General features: G+C 34.0%; 15 protein-coding genes. 6 read left to right on the top strand and 9 right to left on the bottom strand.

All coding sequences use genetic code 11. From position 1 onward, the window contains the following. Positions 1-156 precede the first annotated feature (156 nt). Both rpsO and AC3WRL_RS02995 read left to right on the top strand, forming a co-directional pair. Positions 157-426 carry a 30S ribosomal protein S15 gene (rpsO, locus tag AC3WRL_RS03000; RefSeq protein ID WP_214826564.1) on the top strand — a complete coding sequence of 90 codons (270 nt, stop codon included), beginning with the start codon at positions 157-159 and terminating at the stop codon, positions 424-426. A gap of 142 nt (positions 427-568) precedes the next feature. Beyond that, complete coding sequence (locus tag AC3WRL_RS02995) at positions 569-1,741, top strand: acyloxyacyl hydrolase (protein WP_492329703.1); 1,173 nt, start codon at positions 569-571, stop codon at positions 1,739-1,741. Positions 1,742-1,849: 108 nt separating this feature from the next. Here the strand turns inward: AC3WRL_RS02995 and AC3WRL_RS02990 are convergent, their stop codons facing one another. Continuing rightward, positions 1,850-3,274 carry a sugar MFS transporter gene (locus tag AC3WRL_RS02990; RefSeq protein ID WP_251040502.1) on the bottom strand — a complete coding sequence of 475 codons (1,425 nt, stop codon included), beginning with the start codon at positions 3,272-3,274 and terminating at the stop codon, positions 1,850-1,852. Positions 3,275-3,765: 491 nt separating this feature from the next. On the opposite strand from AC3WRL_RS02990, the gene AC3WRL_RS02985 reads away from it, so the two are divergent. Further along, positions 3,766-5,988 carry a polyribonucleotide nucleotidyltransferase gene (locus tag AC3WRL_RS02985; protein WP_492329702.1) on the top strand — a complete coding sequence of 741 codons (2,223 nt, stop codon included), beginning with the start codon at positions 3,766-3,768 and terminating at the stop codon, positions 5,986-5,988. Positions 5,989-6,087: 99 nt separating this feature from the next. Here the strand turns inward: AC3WRL_RS02985 and AC3WRL_RS02980 are convergent, their stop codons facing one another. The 7 genes from AC3WRL_RS02980 to AC3WRL_RS02950 all read right to left on the bottom strand — a co-directional run bounded on the left by AC3WRL_RS02980 (position 6,088) and on the right by AC3WRL_RS02950 (position 14,476). Beyond that, positions 6,088-9,255 (bottom strand): ABC transporter permease/M1 family aminopeptidase, encoded by a 3,168-nt coding sequence (locus AC3WRL_RS02980; RefSeq protein ID WP_492329701.1) that lies wholly within the window; start codon positions 9,253-9,255, stop codon positions 6,088-6,090. Between the two features lie 2 nt (positions 9,256-9,257). Then, positions 9,258-10,130: an ABC transporter ATP-binding protein gene (locus AC3WRL_RS02975; protein ID WP_261511299.1), complete on the bottom strand. Its 873-nt coding sequence runs from the start codon at positions 10,128-10,130 to the stop codon at positions 9,258-9,260. A 174-nt stretch (positions 10,131-10,304) separates the two neighbouring features. Beyond that, positions 10,305-10,508: a helix-turn-helix domain-containing protein gene (locus AC3WRL_RS02970; protein ID WP_040995723.1), complete on the bottom strand. Its 204-nt coding sequence runs from the start codon at positions 10,506-10,508 to the stop codon at positions 10,305-10,307. Position 10,509: 1 nt separating this feature from the next. Next, a complete protein-coding gene (locus AC3WRL_RS02965) occupies positions 10,510-11,025 on the bottom strand; it encodes a DUF2975 domain-containing protein (RefSeq protein WP_214826543.1) in 516 nt (171 codons plus the stop codon). Between the two features lie 243 nt (positions 11,026-11,268). After that, positions 11,269-12,468, bottom strand: coding sequence for a hypothetical protein (locus AC3WRL_RS02960; protein ID WP_214826540.1), 1,200 nt, complete (start codon positions 12,466-12,468; stop codon positions 11,269-11,271). A 124-nt stretch (positions 12,469-12,592) separates the two neighbouring features. Next, entirely contained in the window at positions 12,593-13,651 is a 1,059-nt protein-coding gene (locus tag AC3WRL_RS02955) for a nucleotidyltransferase domain-containing protein (RefSeq protein ID WP_492329700.1), read from the bottom strand. Positions 13,652-13,726: 75 nt separating this feature from the next. After that, the gene (locus AC3WRL_RS02950) at positions 13,727-14,476 is read right to left on the bottom strand and encodes a nucleotidyltransferase domain-containing protein (RefSeq protein WP_492329699.1); all 750 of its coding nucleotides are present in this window, start codon (positions 14,474-14,476) and stop codon (positions 13,727-13,729) included. A 198-nt stretch (positions 14,477-14,674) separates the two neighbouring features. On the opposite strand from AC3WRL_RS02950, the gene AC3WRL_RS02945 reads away from it, so the two are divergent. Beyond that, a complete protein-coding gene (locus AC3WRL_RS02945; protein ID WP_492329698.1) occupies positions 14,675-15,706 on the top strand; it encodes a helix-turn-helix domain-containing protein in 1,032 nt (343 codons plus the stop codon). 114 nt (positions 15,707-15,820) lie between these two features. Continuing rightward, on the top strand, positions 15,821-17,473 hold the full coding sequence (locus tag AC3WRL_RS02940; RefSeq protein ID WP_492329697.1) for a serine hydrolase domain-containing protein: 1,653 nt from the start codon (positions 15,821-15,823) through the stop codon (positions 17,471-17,473). Positions 17,474-17,691: 218 nt separating this feature from the next. On the opposite strand, the gene AC3WRL_RS02935 is transcribed toward AC3WRL_RS02940, so the two are convergent. Further along, positions 17,692-19,074 carry an RtcB family protein gene (locus AC3WRL_RS02935; RefSeq protein ID WP_492329696.1) on the bottom strand — a complete coding sequence of 461 codons (1,383 nt, stop codon included), beginning with the start codon at positions 19,072-19,074 and terminating at the stop codon, positions 17,692-17,694. 112 nt (positions 19,075-19,186) lie between these two features. Here AC3WRL_RS02935 and AC3WRL_RS02930 point away from each other — a divergent pair, with 112 nt between their 5' ends. After that, positions 19,187-19,519: a HopJ type III effector protein gene (locus AC3WRL_RS02930; RefSeq protein WP_492329695.1), complete on the top strand. Its 333-nt coding sequence runs from the start codon at positions 19,187-19,189 to the stop codon at positions 19,517-19,519. The last annotated feature ends 58 nt before the right edge of the window (positions 19,520-19,577 follow it).

Below are 19,577 nucleotides of genomic sequence, written 5' to 3'. Positions count from 1 at the left end.
ATTACTGTCTTTTAACGGGATGGCATAAAATTTATTAAGAAATTTTTAACATTTTTTTCTATCATTTTTGATATATGAAATCAATAATGTTTTGCTGACTTAAAAAATAGTTGTACTTTTGCACCCGTTACATAATAATCATTAAACAATATTGGAATGTACTTAACAACAGAAAAAAAGCAGGAAATTTTCTCAAAACACGGGAAATCTGCACAAGACACAGGAAGTGCTGAAGGACAAGTAGCTCTTTTCACTTTCAGAATCAATCACTTATCTCAGCATTTAAAGGCTAACCGTCACGATTTTGCAACGGAAAGATCTTTGGTGAAATTAGTAGGTAAAAGAAAAAGTTTATTAGATTACCTTAAAAATAAAGATATCGCAAGATATAGAGCAATTATTGCTGAACTAGGTTTAAGAAAATAATCTACAAAGATTTTCAAAATAAAAAGCAACTTCTTTCGAAGTTGCTTTTTTGTTGGTTTAATAGTAATTTGAAATTTAATTTAAATAATTATTAATTTATTGTGAATGAATGGTTAGATTTGCCAGTCTTTAAACTAAATTGATGTTTTTTAGGTATTTCTGTCTGATTGTACTTTCTTTAATTTTTGATTTTTGCATTGCGCAGGAAAAAGAAATCATAGTGCCATCTTCTTTGGCATTCTCTGGTGGAACGGAGTACGGAAATTTTTTTCGCACCAATGACCCCCTGAAAAGTTATCAACGAAGTGACTATATGGGATATTCTTTTCAGGTTTTAAAACAGACCAATGGTAAGAAGGATTGGGAAAAGGCTTATAATTATCCTCAATATGGTATTGGATTTTTCGCTTTTGACTTTCTCAAAAACAAGGAAATGGGAAGTCCATTTGGAATCTATGGTATTTATAATGGAAAGCTCAAGCAGTGGGGTAAGCTGAAATGGTATCATAGTGTTAACTTCGGAATTTCATTTAATTCTAATCCATTTGATGAAGATCATGGCTATTACAATACATCTGTAGGTTCTAAAACGAATATGTTTATCAGTTTAGGAACCGGAATGTATTATGAATTAGGAAAGCATTTTGATCTAGGATTAAATCTCAAGTTTAATCATCTTTCCAACGGATCATTAAAATTCCCGAATAAAGGTCTTAATACTTATGCTCCTCAGCTAAGTCTTGTTTATTATCCCGAGCGGGCAGTATCTCATGTACGAGATACCGTTTTTGTTGATCGTAAAAGGTATAATACACTGGAATTCTCAGTTTTTGGAGGACGGAAAAATATCTTTTATCGAGGTGGACAGCGTGATGAGTTAAGAAAACGGTATGATGGGTTTAATTACTCAGTATATGGTGCAGAAGCTTTTTATATGCGGCAATATTCTCCAAAATCAGCTTATGGAATCGGTATTGGTGTTACTCATGATGAGCAATATAATCACACCATGTATATATCAGATAGTACACTGTATCAGAAAAAACGTTTCTCGAATGATCGGTTGCTATTCAGTGTTATTCCTACTTATCGGTTAATGATTGGTAAATTGTATGTAAATATTGGTGCAGGATATTACATTTTTAGAAAAGAACGGAAATATGACAGTCCAGCTTTTTTTCAAAAAATAGGCTTGCATTATCAGATCACCGACCGGCTTTTTGCTTCATTTGGAATTAACGCGTATGATCTACATATTGCTGATTATCTTGAATGGAGATTAGGATATACATTTTCTAAAAAAGAAAGAAGATAGATCCGAAATCGAATTTTAAAAATTAAAGAGGCTTCATTAAAACCAGTTCTAATCATTCAGGTGATCGATTTTAATGAAGCCTAAGCTTTTATAATATAATAAATTAGTTTAATGTCCTGACTTGGCTTCTGTAGTTTCTACATGTCCCAGATATTTAGTGCAATAGGCTCCGAAGATCAGAATGACCAGATAACAAAATACTGGAATAATAAAGGAGTGCTGCACGCCAAACTGATCAGCAAGGAATCCCTGGAAAATAGGAACAATAGCACCACCTAAAATGGCCATAACCACTAGAGATGATCCCTGGCTCGTATATTTTCCTAATCCTGAAATAGCCAGTGTGTAGATATTAGAGAACATGATAGAATTGAAAATCCCGATTCCTAAAATACTGTACATGGCCAATTCACCATGATTCACCATAGCGGAAATCAGCAATACGACATTTACTGCAGCGAAAATAGACAATGTTCTTGCAGGAGCTGCCTTACCAATGAAGAAAGCAATAAAATTAAGTACGATAAATACAAGGAAAAAGCTAATCTGAGAAAAGGTAAGATTAACGATACTAAAGATGACTAGAAAGACAACAGTAGCAGCTCCAAGCATGTAAATAGCCTTTTTTCCCTGACTGATCGATTGGTTTAAAGAAATAGCTCCTAAAAAACGTCCGATCATAGCGCCACCCCAATATAAAGAAAGATAGTTCTTGCTGATGATTTCATTAAAGCCCATCACTTGTGGCTGCTCCAGGAAGCTGATGATAAAACTTCCAACAGCTACCTCCCCACCTACGTAACAGAACATAGCAAAAACGCCAAATTTCAAATGGCTGAATTCCAATGCTCCCCAACCTTTTATAATTTCTTCTTCATTAGTCTGAAAAGAGGGAAGTTTTACTCTTGAGATCAATAAAGCAACTAACAAAAGGATTCCTGCAAAGATTAAATAAGGGATTCTTGTTGCTACTGCACTGAATGATCCGTCTGGTGCTGAGAAAAATTCGAAAATTAAATGTCCGCCTAATACCGGAGCAATAGTTGTCCCAAAAGCATTGAACGCCTGAGTCATATTTAAACGGCTGGAAGCAGATTCTTCACTTCCTAATAAAGAAACATATGCATTCGCTGTAATCTGTAATACGGTGAATCCCAGGCCTAGAATAAACAGGGCACCCAGAAATAAAGGGTAGTAAGAAAAAGTAGCGGCTGGATAGAATAGAACACATCCAAAGGCAGCCAGGAAAATACCAAATATAATTCCTTTTTTATAACCAACTTTATTAATAGGATCTCCACTAGAAATAGAAATGAAAAAGTAAATTAATGAACCAATAAAATAAGCTCCGAAGAAACAGAACTGTACCAACATAGATTCGAAGAAGGTGAGATTGAAAAGCTGCTTGAGATAAGGGATCAAAATATCATTCATACAGGTAATAAATCCCCACATAAAAAATAACAAGGTGATGGTGATCAAAGGAACCGTATAATTCCTGCTTTGCGACTTTACTTCTTTATTTTTAATCATAAACATTTATTTAAAAGAAAGAGATGATGATATACTCTTTCAACGAGTTATAAAAGTTGGAACTTTAAAACTGTTTTATCATACATAAAACAGACTTTAAAAAGCAAGGCAAATATAGGGGAACAACTTTTTTTTCTGCAACTTTTCTTAACCTTTTTATGTTAATTTTATCCTTAAACACAATTATTATCTCTGATTGAGACAAAAATAGACCAAGAAAATTTTTATAGATAAATAAAAGAGTGAAAAAGTGGAGTTAACTTTAATAGATATACTTTTGAATTGCTCAATATGATAAGCTTCACAGTTTGAAATGGGCAGTGACTTTTAAAAGTCTGACTAAGTTGTTGCTAGATAGTTATTTAATGACTGGATCTCTTTTCTTTTTTATACTGGCAGTTACCGAGAAAATAGCTTATATTTGCAAACGAAATTTTAGACGAATTTATATCAATCACACTCAATACGGAGTGTTTAAACAAAAATTATTTATGAGTATACCTCAAGCGTTTACAGAAACGATTACTCTTGCAGACGGCAGAGAAATCACAATTGAAACAGGTAAATTAGCAAAACAGGCTGATGGTTCTGTAGTAGTAAAAATGGGTGGAACAATGCTTTTAGCAACTGTTGTAGCCAATAAAGAAGCTAATCCTGGAGTAGATTTCTTGCCATTAACAGTAGATTACAGAGAAAAATTCTATGCAGGAGGAAAGATTCCTGGAAACTTTTTCCGTAGAGAAGCAAGACCTTCAGATCAGGAAATTTTAACAATGCGTTTGGTGGACAGAGTTCTTCGTCCGCTTTTCCCTGAGGATTTTCATGCTGAAGTTCAGGTTATGATTTCCCTTATTTCTTATGATGGAAAATCTATTCCTGATGATTTAGCAGGTTTAGCTGCTTCTGCTGCAATTGCTATTACTGATATTCCTTTTAACGGACCAATGTCAGAAGTTAGAGTAGTAAGATTTGACGGAAAACTTTCTGTTAATCCAAGTTATGAAGATCTTAAGAACTCTGAGCTTGATATTATGGTTGGAGCTACTAAAGATTCAATTGTAATGGTAGAAGGAGAGATGAAGGAGATCTCTGAGCAGGAAATGCTGGAAGCGATCATCTTTGGACATGCCGAAATTAAAAAGCAGATTGAAGCTCAGGAAAGATTAGCTGAAAAAGTTGGTAAATCTTTACCTAAAAGAGAATATAACCACGAAAATCACGATGAAGCAATCCGTGAAAAAGTGTGGAAAGAAACTTACGATAAAGTTTATGAAGTTGCAAGAACTCCATCTGGTAAAGAAGAGAGAGGAGAAAAATTCAAAGCGCTTCGTGAAGAGTTTTTAGCTCAATATGTTGATAATGCTGAAGAATTAGAAAGAGTAACACCTTTCGTAAAAGTATATTATCATGATGTAGAGAAAGAAGCAATGCGTCAGATGATCTTAGAAGACAATATCCGTCTTGATGGTCGTGATCCTAAGACGATCCGTCCTATCTGGTCAGAAATTGATTACCTTCCGGGAGCTCATGGTTCAGCAGTTTTCACAAGAGGTGAAACTCAGTCTTTAACAGCTGTAACTTTAGGATCTGTAAAAGATGCTAATATGGTAGACAGCGTTATGGCAAACTATGATGAGAAATTCTTCTTACATTATAACTTCCCTCCATTCTCAACTGGTGAAGCAAGACCTTTAAGAGGAACTTCAAGAAGAGAAGTTGGACATGGAAACTTAGCTCAGAGAGCTTTACAGGCGGTTATTCCTGCTGAAAATCCATATACGATCAGAATTGTTTCTGATATTTTAGAATCTAACGGTTCTTCTTCTATGGCAACAGTTTGTGCTGGAACATTAGCATTAATGGATGCTGGGGTACAGATTACAAAACCAGTTTCTGGTATTGCAATGGGTCTTATTACAGATACAAAATCTGGAAAATTCACCGTACTTTCTGATATCTTAGGAGATGAAGATCACTTAGGAGATATGGACTTTAAAGTAACAGGAACTGCAGATGGTATCACAGCTTGTCAGATGGATATCAAAATCCAGGGACTTTCTATGGATATCATGGAGCAGGCTTTAATGCAAGCTAAAGACGGAAGATTACACATCTTAAATAAAATTACAGAAACTATTGCAGCACCAAGACCAGACGTGAAACCTCATGCTCCGAAAATGGTAGTGTTAGAAATTTCTAAAGACTTTATTGGTGCGGTAATCGGACCTGGTGGAAAAATCATTCAGCAGTTACAGAAAGATACAGATACAGTTATTGCGATTGAAGAAGTTGGTGAAATCGGACGTATTGAAATTGCAGGAACAGACAGAGAGAAGATCAATGCTGCTATTGCAAGAATCAACGAAATTACTTTCGTACCTGTAGTAGGTGAAGTATATAAAGGAAAAGTAGTGAAAGTAATGGATTTTGGAGCTTTCGTAGCAATTGCGAAAGGTACTGAAGGTTTACTTCACATTTCTGAGATCGAATGGTCTCGTTTGGATAAAGTTCCTTATGCAGAAGGTGATGAAGTGGAAGTGAAATTTATGGGTTATGATGACCGTAAGAAAATGAAGTTGTCTCGTAAAGTTTTGTTGCCAAGACCTCCAAGACCGGAGCAGAAGCCAAGACAGGAACAACAAGCAAGACCTGAAGGTGACAGACCTGCAGCTCAAGCTCCAACAGAAAATCAAAATCCTTCTTCTGAAGCATAAGATTTTAGTCTTACTAATATATAAAATCCCTCTTTATGAGGGATTTTTTTTTGGAATAGAGCTATTTCTTTTAATAGCTTTTCATAATGACTATACTTGCTATATCATTTTAAATAATCTATCGATTTCTTTTTTAGTAGAGTCATTTGGGCTCACTTTGTAAAATTCTTTAAGTAAATCTAAGCTTGTGGGCTTTTTCGGATATTGATTATTTAAAAGAAAGTTTTTCAAGGCTATATTTACCTTTTCTTCTCCAAGCAGTTCACTTAGTTTTACCATTGCGACGGCCCCTTTCGAATAGGCAATATGTGGGTTATCTCCTGATACCTTGTAAATAGGTTGGTTTTCGGATAAACCTTTTTCATTATCATAGATCTGCTGATGCATTTTTATTCGATCCAGCATTTTTTCTTTTCCATGCATTTTTTTATAAAGCATCATTTCAGTGTACATGGCAACTGTCTCTGTCAGCATTACTGAGCCTTCTCTGTCGTCAGGATCGATCTGGCTATTTCCCCACCAGAGATGGGAAAGTTCATGACCCGCCAGTTCATTGATAACATCCTGCTCTTTATCTGCATGAATATTAGCATGAAAAACCATGTCTTCGGGCATAAAGATCGCTGAAGGATAAGCAGTAGCAGCAAAGCCTTTAGTAAAAGAGGAAATTTCCGTAAAATTAATTGATTTAAAAGGATATTTTCCAAAATTCCTGATACAGTAATCTAAGGTGATTTTGGCATTTTCAATAAGATGATCTACGTTTTCAATATGTTTTTGATGGTAGTATAGATTGATAGCAATTCCTTTATAGTTAGTACTTTTATGCATATAGCTTGCTGAAGAAACGGCAAATCGGAATGGGATACTATTGACCTTATACTGAAAATAATTTCTATTGCCATTTGTCCATTGTTTTATTAAATCTCCAGTTCCGATCGCTGTTTGATCCTTCTCTGTTGAAACAGTCATATTTAAATTAATAAAATCCTTTTTAAATACTTCCTGAGCTTCAAGTCTTTTGAGCTTTGAAGCTTTTCCCAGTTTGAAGTCTTTTCTTCTTTTTTCATCCTCAATTTCATAACTTTTCTGATAGCCAATACTTGGATAATATCGGCTTATTCTCATAAAAGAACCATTTTCAATAATAGCATTAAAAGATTCATGGCCGTTTACAGCGACCCATTGATAGGATAATCTGAAATTTAAAGTTGCTGTCTCATTAGGTTGTAAAGATCGTTTTAAATGAATTTCTGTCACTTCCGCACTCATTTTCTTTGATTCGAAAGAGGTTGCAAAAACGGCTGATTGTATCTTTAAATTTGGATTAAAATTAATTAAAACCTTTTCCATCATTTTATCCGTATCATTGATAAGTGTATACTTTCCTTCAATTATATAAGAGTTTTCTGAAGGATGCAGCATAATTTCCGTAACAACATCCTTTATCGTAGGTTGAGGCAGATTTTCGTAAACTCTGAATTTTTTTTCATAATGAACCGCTTTTATAATCGTTTCTTCATCATCATGAGGAATAAAACCCCTCATAAAAAGAGATCCGCTGATCATTCCTGTGACTAACATGATGAAAGCGAAAATTGTTTTTTTAATCGTCCATTTTTTAGTTTTAATTAATGGAAGGATTATCCATAAAAATATGATCAAACCCGCTCCAAATAAGAGTCTCCCGGCAAAAGAGTTCTCATAGATCCCATAACCGTTGAAATCACTGTATACACCTTTGAAATCAGAAAATATTCTTAACAAAGGATAAGTGATGACTTTTTTTGATATTGGGCCGGTCAATAGGAAAACAGCCAAAACAGAAATTCCCAATGCTACAAACCTGTTTTTAATACTGTCATTGATGAGTAATAAAAAACCGGAAAAAAGAATTAATGGTAAAGTATTAAAAAGGATAGTACCAAGATATGCACTCCAATCAATATGAAAATAACGGTATCCCAACTGAAAGATCAATCCTTCAATAATATGGATCCCCGTGAAAAAGAAGATCAGAATACTTGCTGAAAGGAAATGTCCACCCAATTTATTACTTGAAAAATATGTGCTTTTTTCAATCATGTAAAATCCTGAAGACTGACTTCTCCAATAAAGATCGTTAATGAAATAGGTCATAATCAATAGACCTATAAAATGAAAATTTTCAGAAATAGTTGTTGCCATCAATCCCGAACTGGCATATTTTTGTGGCAGTCGGATTCCCTTTTCGATTTCAGCATACATTTCCATACCTACAGCAAATAGTAACAGGATAGAAATAGCTATGATGGTAATACTCTTAAAAAGGTAGATCAAATCAATTTTCGCAAATGATAAAACAGATTTAAAAGAGGTTATACTTCCGAAGTCTGATTGTGTAATATGATAATCTGATATAATCGTTTTAAGGGAAGCAAAGGATTCATTTTTCTTTTTGGATTTTTTGTTTGAAAGACCTCTAAAAGAAAAGAATCGATAGGAGAGTACTAGGAATAATATGGACAGGATGATGAAAATAGATCTGTTAATCAAAAGATATCCTGAGAATGGGACGACCAATTTGTTTTTCTGATGAATTGTATATTCTTTAGCATCAAAAAAGTAAGATGATATACCAAACGGATCAAGTAAAGCCGACAGTTGTTGTGCTTTTTCTGATTGGGGCAGACTTCCTGCCATAAAAGGGGAATTAGAAAATAGCAGGACTACCATATACAGAACATAAAGCAGTAAACCACCGACTACGACCAAAAGTTTTCTTTTAGTAGAAAAGGATATGAGGAATAAAAGACTACAGACTAAAAAACAATTGATAAAACCTAAAATAAATAGAGGATATATATAATACCAAAGATTAAAATAAGGCTGTATTTCTGTTCCTGTTCTTATATTTTGACCGATTATAAAGCCTGATATCAATAATACAAAACTGAGAAAAGTCTGTAGAAAATAGGATATAAATTTTCCTGTCAGGTAAGTCCATTTTGAGAATGGGAAAGAAAAAAGGATACTATCAAATTTTGAATCCCAGTCTTTAAAAAGCTGTTGGTTCGCGTAAATGATTGCCAAAAAAAGTATGGAAAGACTTAACATCCCAATCATAAAACCTATTGTATATGGTGAATTGAGATAAATCCCTTCCCCAACACTAAGATTGAACTGATTTCCACAAAAGACACCAAGCATTACGAGGGTTATGGCAACAAGATAACTTAGCCAATGCTTACTGCTGCGCTTGGCTTCGAATAAAAATAATGGATTCATGATTAAGGTTTTTGTCTGAGAGTATGGAAGTAAACGTGCTCCAATAAGGGAGAAACAGAGTTAAAGCCATTTGGCTGCTCTTCGGAAAATGTCGTGATATACAATTCCCTTTCAATCAGCTGCTGACTGATGATATGGTGGCTCAGCTGATAGGTTTCCCATTCATTTTTATCAATAGGTTTTGACCAGATTCTGTTTTCGAGTTCAGAAATAAGATCATTGGGTTTTCCTTTTCGGAGAACCTGACCCTTATCCATAATAGCCATTTCAGAACATAAATTTCTGACATCTTCTACAAGATGAGTAGAAAGGATCACGATAACCTCTTTACTGATGTCGTTTAATAAAGAATTAAAACGGTTACGCTCTTCCGGATCTAAGCCTGCTGTTGGCTCATCAACGATAATGATCTTAGGATTTCCCAGTAAGGCCTGAGCAACTCCAAAACGCTGTTTCATACCGCCGGAAAAAGTATGGACTTCTTTATTTCTGAAATCAGATAAATTAACTTTTTCCAATAAATTAAAGACCTGATCCTTACGCTCAGAATGCTCTTTAATCCCCTTTAGAATAGCTATATGATTCAATAGATCATAAGCTGAAATTTTTGGATAGACTCCAAAATCCTGTGGTAAAAATCCTAGATTCTGTTTTATGCAATCAGGGTTTTTAGAAATGTCGTTTCCATTAAAAAGGATATTTCCGGAACTGGGCTTCTGCAGACCGACAATTGTTTTCATTAAAGAAGATTTTCCGGCTCCATTCGGGCCAAGCAAACCGAACATGCCGTTTCCGATCTCCAATGAAATGTCTTTAATTGCCTGAGAGCCATTTTTATAGGTCAGGCTGAGATGGTTGATAGATAATGTGTTCATAATCTTGAGTTTGGGTAATAAAATAGCTGGCAATGTTTCCATTGCTTTTTGAAAATGATATGTGGTTGTGATTAGTTGATGATGATGTAGGAGGGATTTATGATTTTTAGAATAAAGAATAAAGAGAAATAAAACTTTAGAGGTTCAATTTTAAACTTTTATTCCAGATCCTTACTACTCTCTATACTCGAGAATATCTCCGGGTTGGCATTCCAGGATTTTGCATATTGCTTCCAGCGTATCGAAACGGACACCTTTGGCTTTTCCTGTTTTTAGAATAGATAAATTAACAGGTGTAATTCCTAATTTTTCTGCCAATTCTTTACTCTGCATTTTTCGTTTGGCAAGCATCACATCTAAGTTGACTATAATCGGCATATTATATAAATAGGTCTTGTTCGTTTTGCAAATGTAGTCCTTGCTTGAAGATATTAGCAAGAAACAGACAGAAAATTCCTAACATGAAATGGATAAAAACCAGTCCCCATATCATACTTTCCACTTCCACGAAAAAACTTGCTATAATCACAATAGGCAAAGGAAGGAAAATATTGTATATGTAAAATCTTTTAAGCTGTATGATATTTTTTTCGTTGAATAGCTTTGGTTGAAAAAAAACTTTAAAAACTCTCGCCGAAAACCAGAAGAAAATACCATATGTAATTAAAACTGTCATAAATGAAAATAAAATGTAAGGATAATTATTCTCAATATTGAGAAAAGGCTGATCCGTAAAAGGAAAATTGATATGAAGAAATTTGTTTTCCTTGTATGGAGTAGTAGCAAAGCCTGTAATAAGACAGAAAACAGAATATACTGCCGTCAACATATAACCTGCTGACAATACAAGGCACAGATAGTAAAGAATCCTTGAAATAATTTTAGTCTGGTTCATAGCACGATTAATATTAATAATGCAAATGTATAATTAATTATCGTAAAACAATAATTAATTTATTTTTTATTTTTTGCTAAAAAGATAAAAGCGAAAAAACCTCCGAGAAATAGGAGGTTTTTTCTAATTACTACAAATTAAAACGAACAACTTTTTATAAAGTTATTTTTGCGGTTGATGAATTTGGATTATCCTTTCCAAACAATATCTTTATAACATCTCAACATGTCAATTTAGCATTACTTAAGTGATCATTTTCTGTGCAGTTACTTTAGGGATTATAATTAAATAATCATAGCCACCCAGTAAATTTTTAAGAGTACCTGATTTAACAGAAGTATTTTGTTTCTTTATCTCTTCGTTAATTTTAGTGAGGTCAAATAAGAGCCATTGATTTTCCTTATTGACCAATCGATAAAAGGGTCTTAAGAATAAAACATATTCAGCGTCATTGCTTTCCGAAAGAAAAGAGCCGGTTTTACCAGATTTTTGTATAATAGCGATATGTAAAGATTTTTCCTTTTCTGAATCAGCTAAAGCAGAAGCTAGATTTCCAATATCAGAACTGTTTTGTAATAAGCTTTTATCTTTAGCAGCATGGTTTGCTCCAAACTTAAACAAATTTCTTTTGCCTTTAATTTTATCAAGATTTTCAAGAAAATTCTCTTTCATCGACGAGCTTCTCAAAAAGTTAGATTCTGCTTCTTTTTCTTTATTTTCGAGGATGTATATCTCGTTGCTGGTTTTCAGTTTATTGATAGCACGATATTCGTAGTCTGACAGTTTTAATTTTTGAAGCTCTGCAAGATTCTTACCCAGATCATCAGAAAACAGATAAGGGCGATTGGAACCATCCTTAAGCGGAACCAGGTTTGATTCTTTTTTATATCTATCCCATCGGGTTGTGGATTCTTTTAATAAAGCTTGATATTTTGTTTTTGCTACTTTATTGGTTGTTATTTTAATAAGTTCCTGGAAAATAACTGCATCAGAATTGTAATAAACCTGATCAAGACCTATCACAGTCTTATTGTTTTCGAAAAAATAATCTAATAGATTATGATCTTTATTAAATGAGAAAAAAGAAAATTTATCATTAGAGTTAGGTGCAATAGACTGGTGGTCTTTATTTTTTTTACAATCTTTTTTAAGGATATCAATAGTGAACTGATCAGTTTCTGTGATATAATTGTCGAAGTTGATATGATTAGTAAGGTAAGTTGTAAAATCCAGGACTTCATTATTAAGATGATCCTCACCAATTAGAACATATTTATGCTTTGCAATAGTCTGAGTAAGGTTTGTAATTCCTTCACCCGAAAAATGGTTATTCTCGAAATTTATAATTTGATAATGTTGTGACGCAATCTTAGTAACTAAAGAATCCTGTGCCTGGATGGTGAAGCTAAGCAAGAATGCAGTTAAAAAATATACTACTTTCATTATTTTTTTTACAAATTTAGATTACTATCAGCGCCAAAAATTGTAAAAATGTAAAGCATATCTATACACTAAATCTGTCATTGCGATGAATTAATCTCTAAGTCAACTCTTAGTACTTTCAATTTTAACCATACAATCTTTCTCTTATTTCAACCAATATCTTTGTTGTCTTTTCCAGATCCGGTTCTTCAGGAAGTGTAGAAACTGAGTGGTATTGATCAATAGACTTTACCAGATCTTCAGCTTTTTTCATTACCTCATCATAAGACCAGTTTCCAGCTTTAATATCTAATAATTCATCTCGATTTTCAACACGGATATGCATCGATCCAGTTTTAAAAATATGTTCACAAGACTGCAATAAACGGATGGTATGCATCATGTTTTTGCTGTCATAGTTTTGTCCATGATTTTGATTCACGTTATAACGGTCTTCATTTCGTTCTGAGACCCATTTCCAGTATTCTTTATAATCTTTACAATACACAGAGTAGGCATCAAGATTGCAAAAGAGATAGGCAGCGGTTTTTTCTCCTTTAGGAACAGAGGATACTGAAACCTGATTAGCTTCCTCATTCCGGATAATTCCTTTATAACCTAATGTGTGGGTATTATCATAAAATAAAGCAAACATTCCTTTAGTATGATCGATGCTGACCAATCCACATTTCTCCTGAACTTTTTCATTTCTGAAAAGCCATTCTTTCAACGGTACTGAGCGGTGATCTTCAAGAATAAAACAGAAATCAAGAAGGGATTTCCTTTCTTGATCTATAGGATTTAGGATTTTCTTATTTAATCCTTTAGCCTTTTTGATCTGTGAGATAGCATATCCTGCAAAGGTGTCTTTGCATAATTTTGACAGGAAATCTTCGGGTTTTAGAAGATCCATCAGAGGGTGTTTCTCTAAAATACAATCTTCCGGACTGGCCAGAATCTCAAGAATGTTCGGATTGTTTTTTTGCAGTAGCTCTATGAGCCTTCCGATTTCATAGTAGGTAATATCATTAGTCTCATTAGAGATTTGCGGAACATAATTCAGTCCAAAAAAATCTTCTTTCGGTATATAATATATCCCTCGGATATCGGTGTCAGAATTTTCCGTCGCCAATCCGAAAGCACGGCTTCCGGAAATGGCTTCGAAAAGGATTAGTTTTTTATTTTTAAGATCCTGGATCGTCATATTGAATTGTTATTATTACTGAAATTCTATGTTTTTCAAAAGCTTTAATATATTGAAATACTTATCATCTTTTATCTAGTCTGCTAATATTTCCCTAAATACTTTTTCCATCTCAACTTTATCCGCTTTTCCAGCAGATAAACTCTTTGCTCTATCCTCAGTCTCAGTAACTACACTTTCAAGAAATCCGAAAAGTTCCCAATCGTTGGCGTGATAATAAGATTCTCCTTTAGTCGCTTTTAGAGCAACAAGGTTTTCTATTTTAACTCTCGTAAAGTCATCTACTAAAACCAATAGATCACTGAATAAAACCGGAGGTACAGTTCCTTTTTCTAATATCCATTTTCCGGTAAGCGCCGTTCTAAGACAGTAGAAATAACTTTTTAATTTTACCTCATCATGTCTGCAGGCTTCCAGATATTTCTTACTCATACTTAAATAGTGATAAGAAACGGCTACGGGAGAAAAACACGCGTCTGCCAATGGTGTAAATAATTCCACAAATTTCTCGTTTTCCATATAAACGATAGGCGAGTAGGACCAGCTTAATAATGCAGCATTGGATTTCAACAAAAGATGAAAAGTCTTTCGGAGGTCCCAACCAGAACCATCTAGATCATCTTCTGTCATAAATTCTATCGTTTCATCTTTATCCCAGGGAGAAAGATACCAGTCTTTTTTATGTCGGTATATAAACCGTATATCATAATCACTGTCCGGAGAGGCAAAACCCCAGGCTCTGCTTCCTGATTCTACGGCAAGAAGTATTTCTATACCACGTTTTTCTTCAACTTCTTTTAGTTTTTCTAATATTCTATCTTTCATTGTTGTTGTTTTATGATACAAATTAATAAATGATTTGCGCAGTCTTTTTGCGCAGTAGATTTTATTTGCGGATTAGAATATTATTGAATAAAAAATTGGAGTTGTAAGATTTACAGTTTTAAATAATTTTAATGCATCAATGAATGTTTTTACCAAGGCGATTACATTTTTTGTAATATTGTAATTTAAACAAGAAATATGACATTAATAGGTGATCTGGGCAAAATTATTGCTTTTTTGTTTTTGCTGCTTGTGATCTTTTTGATAACAGCAAAAAGTAAAAGAAAATTACCTAATTATTTATTTGCTTCATTTCTTCTCGTTTCTTCCATTGATTTATCGGGTCTTTTTTGGTCTCCTTCCAGCACTTTTTTTAGAAGCTTTAAATCTGCCAGTGTCTTATTACAGATGCCTCTGTATTATCTGTATGTAAAATCAGCCTGTTATTATAATTTTAACTTAAACAAAAAACACCTTTTACATGCATTACTATTCTTACTTTCCTTTGTTTTATTTATTTCAACAGACATTTCAAAACAAGGCTATCGGTTATTTGATATGCTATTGACAGTACAATATTACTATTATATTGTTGCCGTATTTCTTGTGCTGAGAACATTTAAGAAACTATACCGGGAAAATTACTCGAGCAATCATCAACAAGTTTATCAATGGTTGTTAAGAACTACAATTTTATTTTTAATAGGTAATTTTTTTGTACTGCTCAGGGGTTTCATTAAGAATAACGACCTTCTGTTGTATTTGTATACATTTACAGGGTTCTTTGCATTATTTATGATCAGTTGGTTTGTGTTAAATTGCTTATACAGACCGGATTTATTTGCTGGAATAGATAAAGATTTAGTTCCGGTAAAGAAAGCTCCTGACTTTAAGGAGGAACCAGAACAGTTAAAAGATCTCCTGATTCTGATGGAGATGGAAAAGCCTTACTTAGATGATACGTTAACGTTACAAAAACTGGCAGAGAAAATCAACTTGCCGGAAAAACAACTATCATTGTTGATCAATCAGTCAGTGGGAAAACATTTTTTTGATTTCATTAATGAATTCAGAATTAACAGTGCTAAAACTCTTTTAAAGGAAAATCCACAGCTAACAGTCTTGGAAGTATTGTATCAGGTGGGTTTTAATTCTAAATCTTCATTTTATACAGCATTTAAAAAAGAAACGGGTGTTACCCCTACAGATTACAGAAAATCAATCAGTTAAATACTGTTCGACTTTAAGTCGGACTGATTTTTCTAAACAAAAGAGTCCGATTTTCGGTATCCGGATATTTATTTCAGCGCAAAGTTTCAGATTTGTTTCATTAAAAATTTAAAAATGAAATCACACATTAAACTTGCGTTATGTATTTTCTTTCTAATGGGCTTTGGATTATATTCCAGTCAATTCACTCCAAAAAATGAAATCAGAAAAGCCGATTCGCTATTAAATACATATGCTAAGGCGAATGCTCCCGGAATGGCCATAGGGATCATAAAAGATGGGAAAGTAATCTATAAGAAAACATATGGGCAGGCCAATCTGGAGGATCAAATTTCCGTAACAGATTCCACTGCTTTCAATATAGCATCAGTTTCCAAGCAGTTTACAGCGTTGGTTGCACTTATGGCCGTAAAGGAAGGAAAGCTTTCTTTAGATGATGATATCAGAAACTATCTTCCTGAGCTTAGCAGTTTACCTTATAAAATCAGCGTCCGCCAATTGGCGAATCATACCCATGGCTTACCCAATTTTACGGAAATTAATGAATTACAAGGTTTTGGTGATGAGTTCAGACTGACAAATAATGAAGCTGTACAGACCGTTTTAGGAATTAAAAGTATTAACTATACTCCGGGAGAACAGTATCAATATAATAATACAGGTTTCATGCTGCTTGCGGAAATCCTCCGCAGAGTATATAAGAAGGATTTTGCCCAGATACTAAAGGAATTCATTTTTAATCCACTTGGTATGAAGCATAGCGTAGCAATAGATGATCCTGAAAAAATAATCCCGAATAAGGCAGAACCATACCTGCAAAAAGGAAATATATTTTTAAAATTTCCAATCGGACAAATGGTTTATGGAGCATCTAATATTTATATTACTTTAAATGATTTATGTACATGGGCCATCAATTTTCAAAAGCCAACCGTTGGCAGTCGTGAACTTTTTAATACCATGCAGAAAAATACAATATTAAATAATGGAAGTCATATCGAATACGGTTTAGGACTGCAAACAGGAACGTATAAAGGGTTGAATTTAGTTTTTCATGGTGGTGGTACTGCAGGTTATTGCTCTTATATTCTTCATATTCCTTCTCAAAACTTCTCTCTGGTTGTATTAGGAAATAAGAGGGCTTTTGACGGTTTCTTAATTGCCTATCAGCTGATTGATTTATTTCTTGCCAATAAGCTAACTCCAGATATTAGACCACAAAAAACAACATATACACCATCAGAATTAAAGAACTTTGAAGGAGTGTATGAACTGAGTCCGGGAAACTATCTTGAAATTTCAGCAGATGGGAAAGATCTTTATGTAGGGACCTATAATCATAAAGGTAAAGAAGTTTTACCAGGAGTAGGGGACGGTAAATTTAATATTAATTCTATTCCTACCGCAAGTCTTACATTTAATGGAGGATTAGTGACCTTTAGAATTGGTGATTTTACATACACCGCAAAAAGAGTAACATTGAATCCGCCTAAAGCAGAGACCATGGATTTGAAACAGTTTGTTGGATTTTACAGAAATGACGAGTTTAATACAACTTATCAACTGGTTATTGAAAATAATAATCTGGTAGCAAAACACCCTATAAATGGTGATATTCCATTATTTCCTCTAAAACAGATGAGTTTTTATTCGACGCAATCCTATTTTGGACAGCTTGATTTTAAAGTGGGAAAAGGAGGTGATATAAGCGGATTTATGCTGTCGGGTTCCAATCTTGTCAATATAGAATTTAAAAAAATAAACTAACAGTTTTATTGTCTTAAATGATTAATACCCTTGTACTTATAAAGCGCAAGGGTATTTAAAAAATATACTTGTAATTGATTATAATTAAATTTTTTTGAATTACATAATTTAATCTCTTGCAGGTTTTACAATTGTGGCAGATTAATATTATAAAAAATCTACGTGATCTGCTTAATCTGCGAGAGTAAAATATATTCAATAATCAATCAGGCTTAGTATCAAGCCTTTTTAAATTTCCTTTTCTTTTTCCATGGGGCATTTTTTCCGACATCACCTGCCATGATACATCCGTAAGGCATCACCTCGTCCAGTACTTCACATAATCCATATTCCTCGATTTGAGCTCTTACGTTTTTAGCGCTCTTATAGGCGGTAGGTAATTCAGAAATGTCAATTTCATTCGAGAAGAATCGGATATCCAGCCCTTCGGTTTCTTCAGCAAAAACTTCTTCAATGGTTTTATGAGCCAATGATCTTTTATGCTGACTTCTGCTGAAATTTCTTCCTGCTCCGTGAGGGGCAAACCCGAGATTTCTCTCATTGGTTTTTCCCTGAACGATCAGAACGGGTTCTGCCATATTTAGTGGAATCAATCTTGGTCCCGTAATATCAGGCATAAATTTATCATCCAATGGAGTAGCCCCTTTTGCATGGTAGAATAAATCTCCATCCTTGAATACGAAATTATGCTCGTTCCAGAATCTGTTTTCTTTTTCAACTTCCATCTTATTTAAAACAGCATCATGAATAGATGTATGGTTTTCTTTCGTCCATGTTCTGATCAATTGAAGTGCTTCCCAATATGATTTTCCTTCTTCTGTATCATATGGGATCCAGGAATTCTCTTTTAAAGTTTCCGGTGAAATATCCTGTCTGAAACGGTTTGCAACTTTCATTCCTTTATCATACAAAGCAGCACCCGGAGCTCTTGATCCGTGATGGGTTACCAACATTGTATTTCCCGTATTTTTAGAAATTCCAACGAATAAAAAATGATTTCCATCTCCCTGGGTTCCCATATGAGAACGGGCAATACTGATCAGTCTTTCATCATTCAAAAAATAGTTTTCCCTGAACGCATCCATTAGTTCCTGAGACATTGGCATTTGCTCACCTCTTGGTCTTCCACCGTATCCGAAATGTGTTATTGAATGTGCAGCATCCAGTACTTCTTTAGGATTCGCCTTTCCAAAGTCTGTCAACATAACGGAACAACAGATATCTGCGCTATGAAATCCTGGATGGATAGCATTTTTAGCGACAACAACTCCGCCAACGGGAATATGACCTTCCGGACCAGTAGGGCAGGCATCAGGCATTAAAGCTCCATCCACTAATGTTGGTGTTTTCATTAAAACCTGCATTGTTCTGATTACTTTTTCTACATTGTCAAGTTCACTTTCGTTCTCAGCTCTGATGTTAATAATGAAATCTTTTGGAGTTTCATGCAACGGCATCTGATCCGGTTGTTCGAACTGTTCCAGATAAATTTTAATCTCAGATTCATCCAGATTGTTAATGTTGATATATTCGATTGCTTCTTTAAACCATTTTGCTGGTCTATAACCTAATTCTATTAAGTGATTTCCGTTAAATTCCATGTGTTCTCTCATTTTGATAATGCAAAGTAATTACGCAAGTGTGCAATGTTTTTGCGTAGATGATTTTTTTTTGATTATTTTTACATCAATCTTTTTAAAAAATAAATATTGTATGTTATTGGAACAATTAAAGAACTCACCTGAAGAGATTCATTTCAAGGACGTTATTACTTATATCGATGAGAATTATAACTTTACACCAACAAAATTTAAAAACGGAACTACAGCGAATGAAGCAGATCAAAATAATGGATCTTGTAAAGTATTTAGTTTTGCAAAGCTGAATGATCTGTCAAAAGGGGATGTTTTAAATCTTTTTGGAGAATTTTACAGAGAAGATGTTCTTAAAAATCCTGAAGGGGTTGATCATCAGAATATCAGAAACTTTATGGAGTTCGGATGGGACGGGATTGTTTTTGAAGGGGAAGCGTTAAGAAAGAAATAATTCTGGCACAGCGATAGTAAAATACGATGAATGAGATTGCTTCACCTTCGGTTTGCAA

It is taken from the genome of Chryseobacterium sp. FW101-FHT12H09 (assembly GCF_058790395.1).
This window is presented reverse-complemented; position numbering and strand designations above follow the sequence as displayed.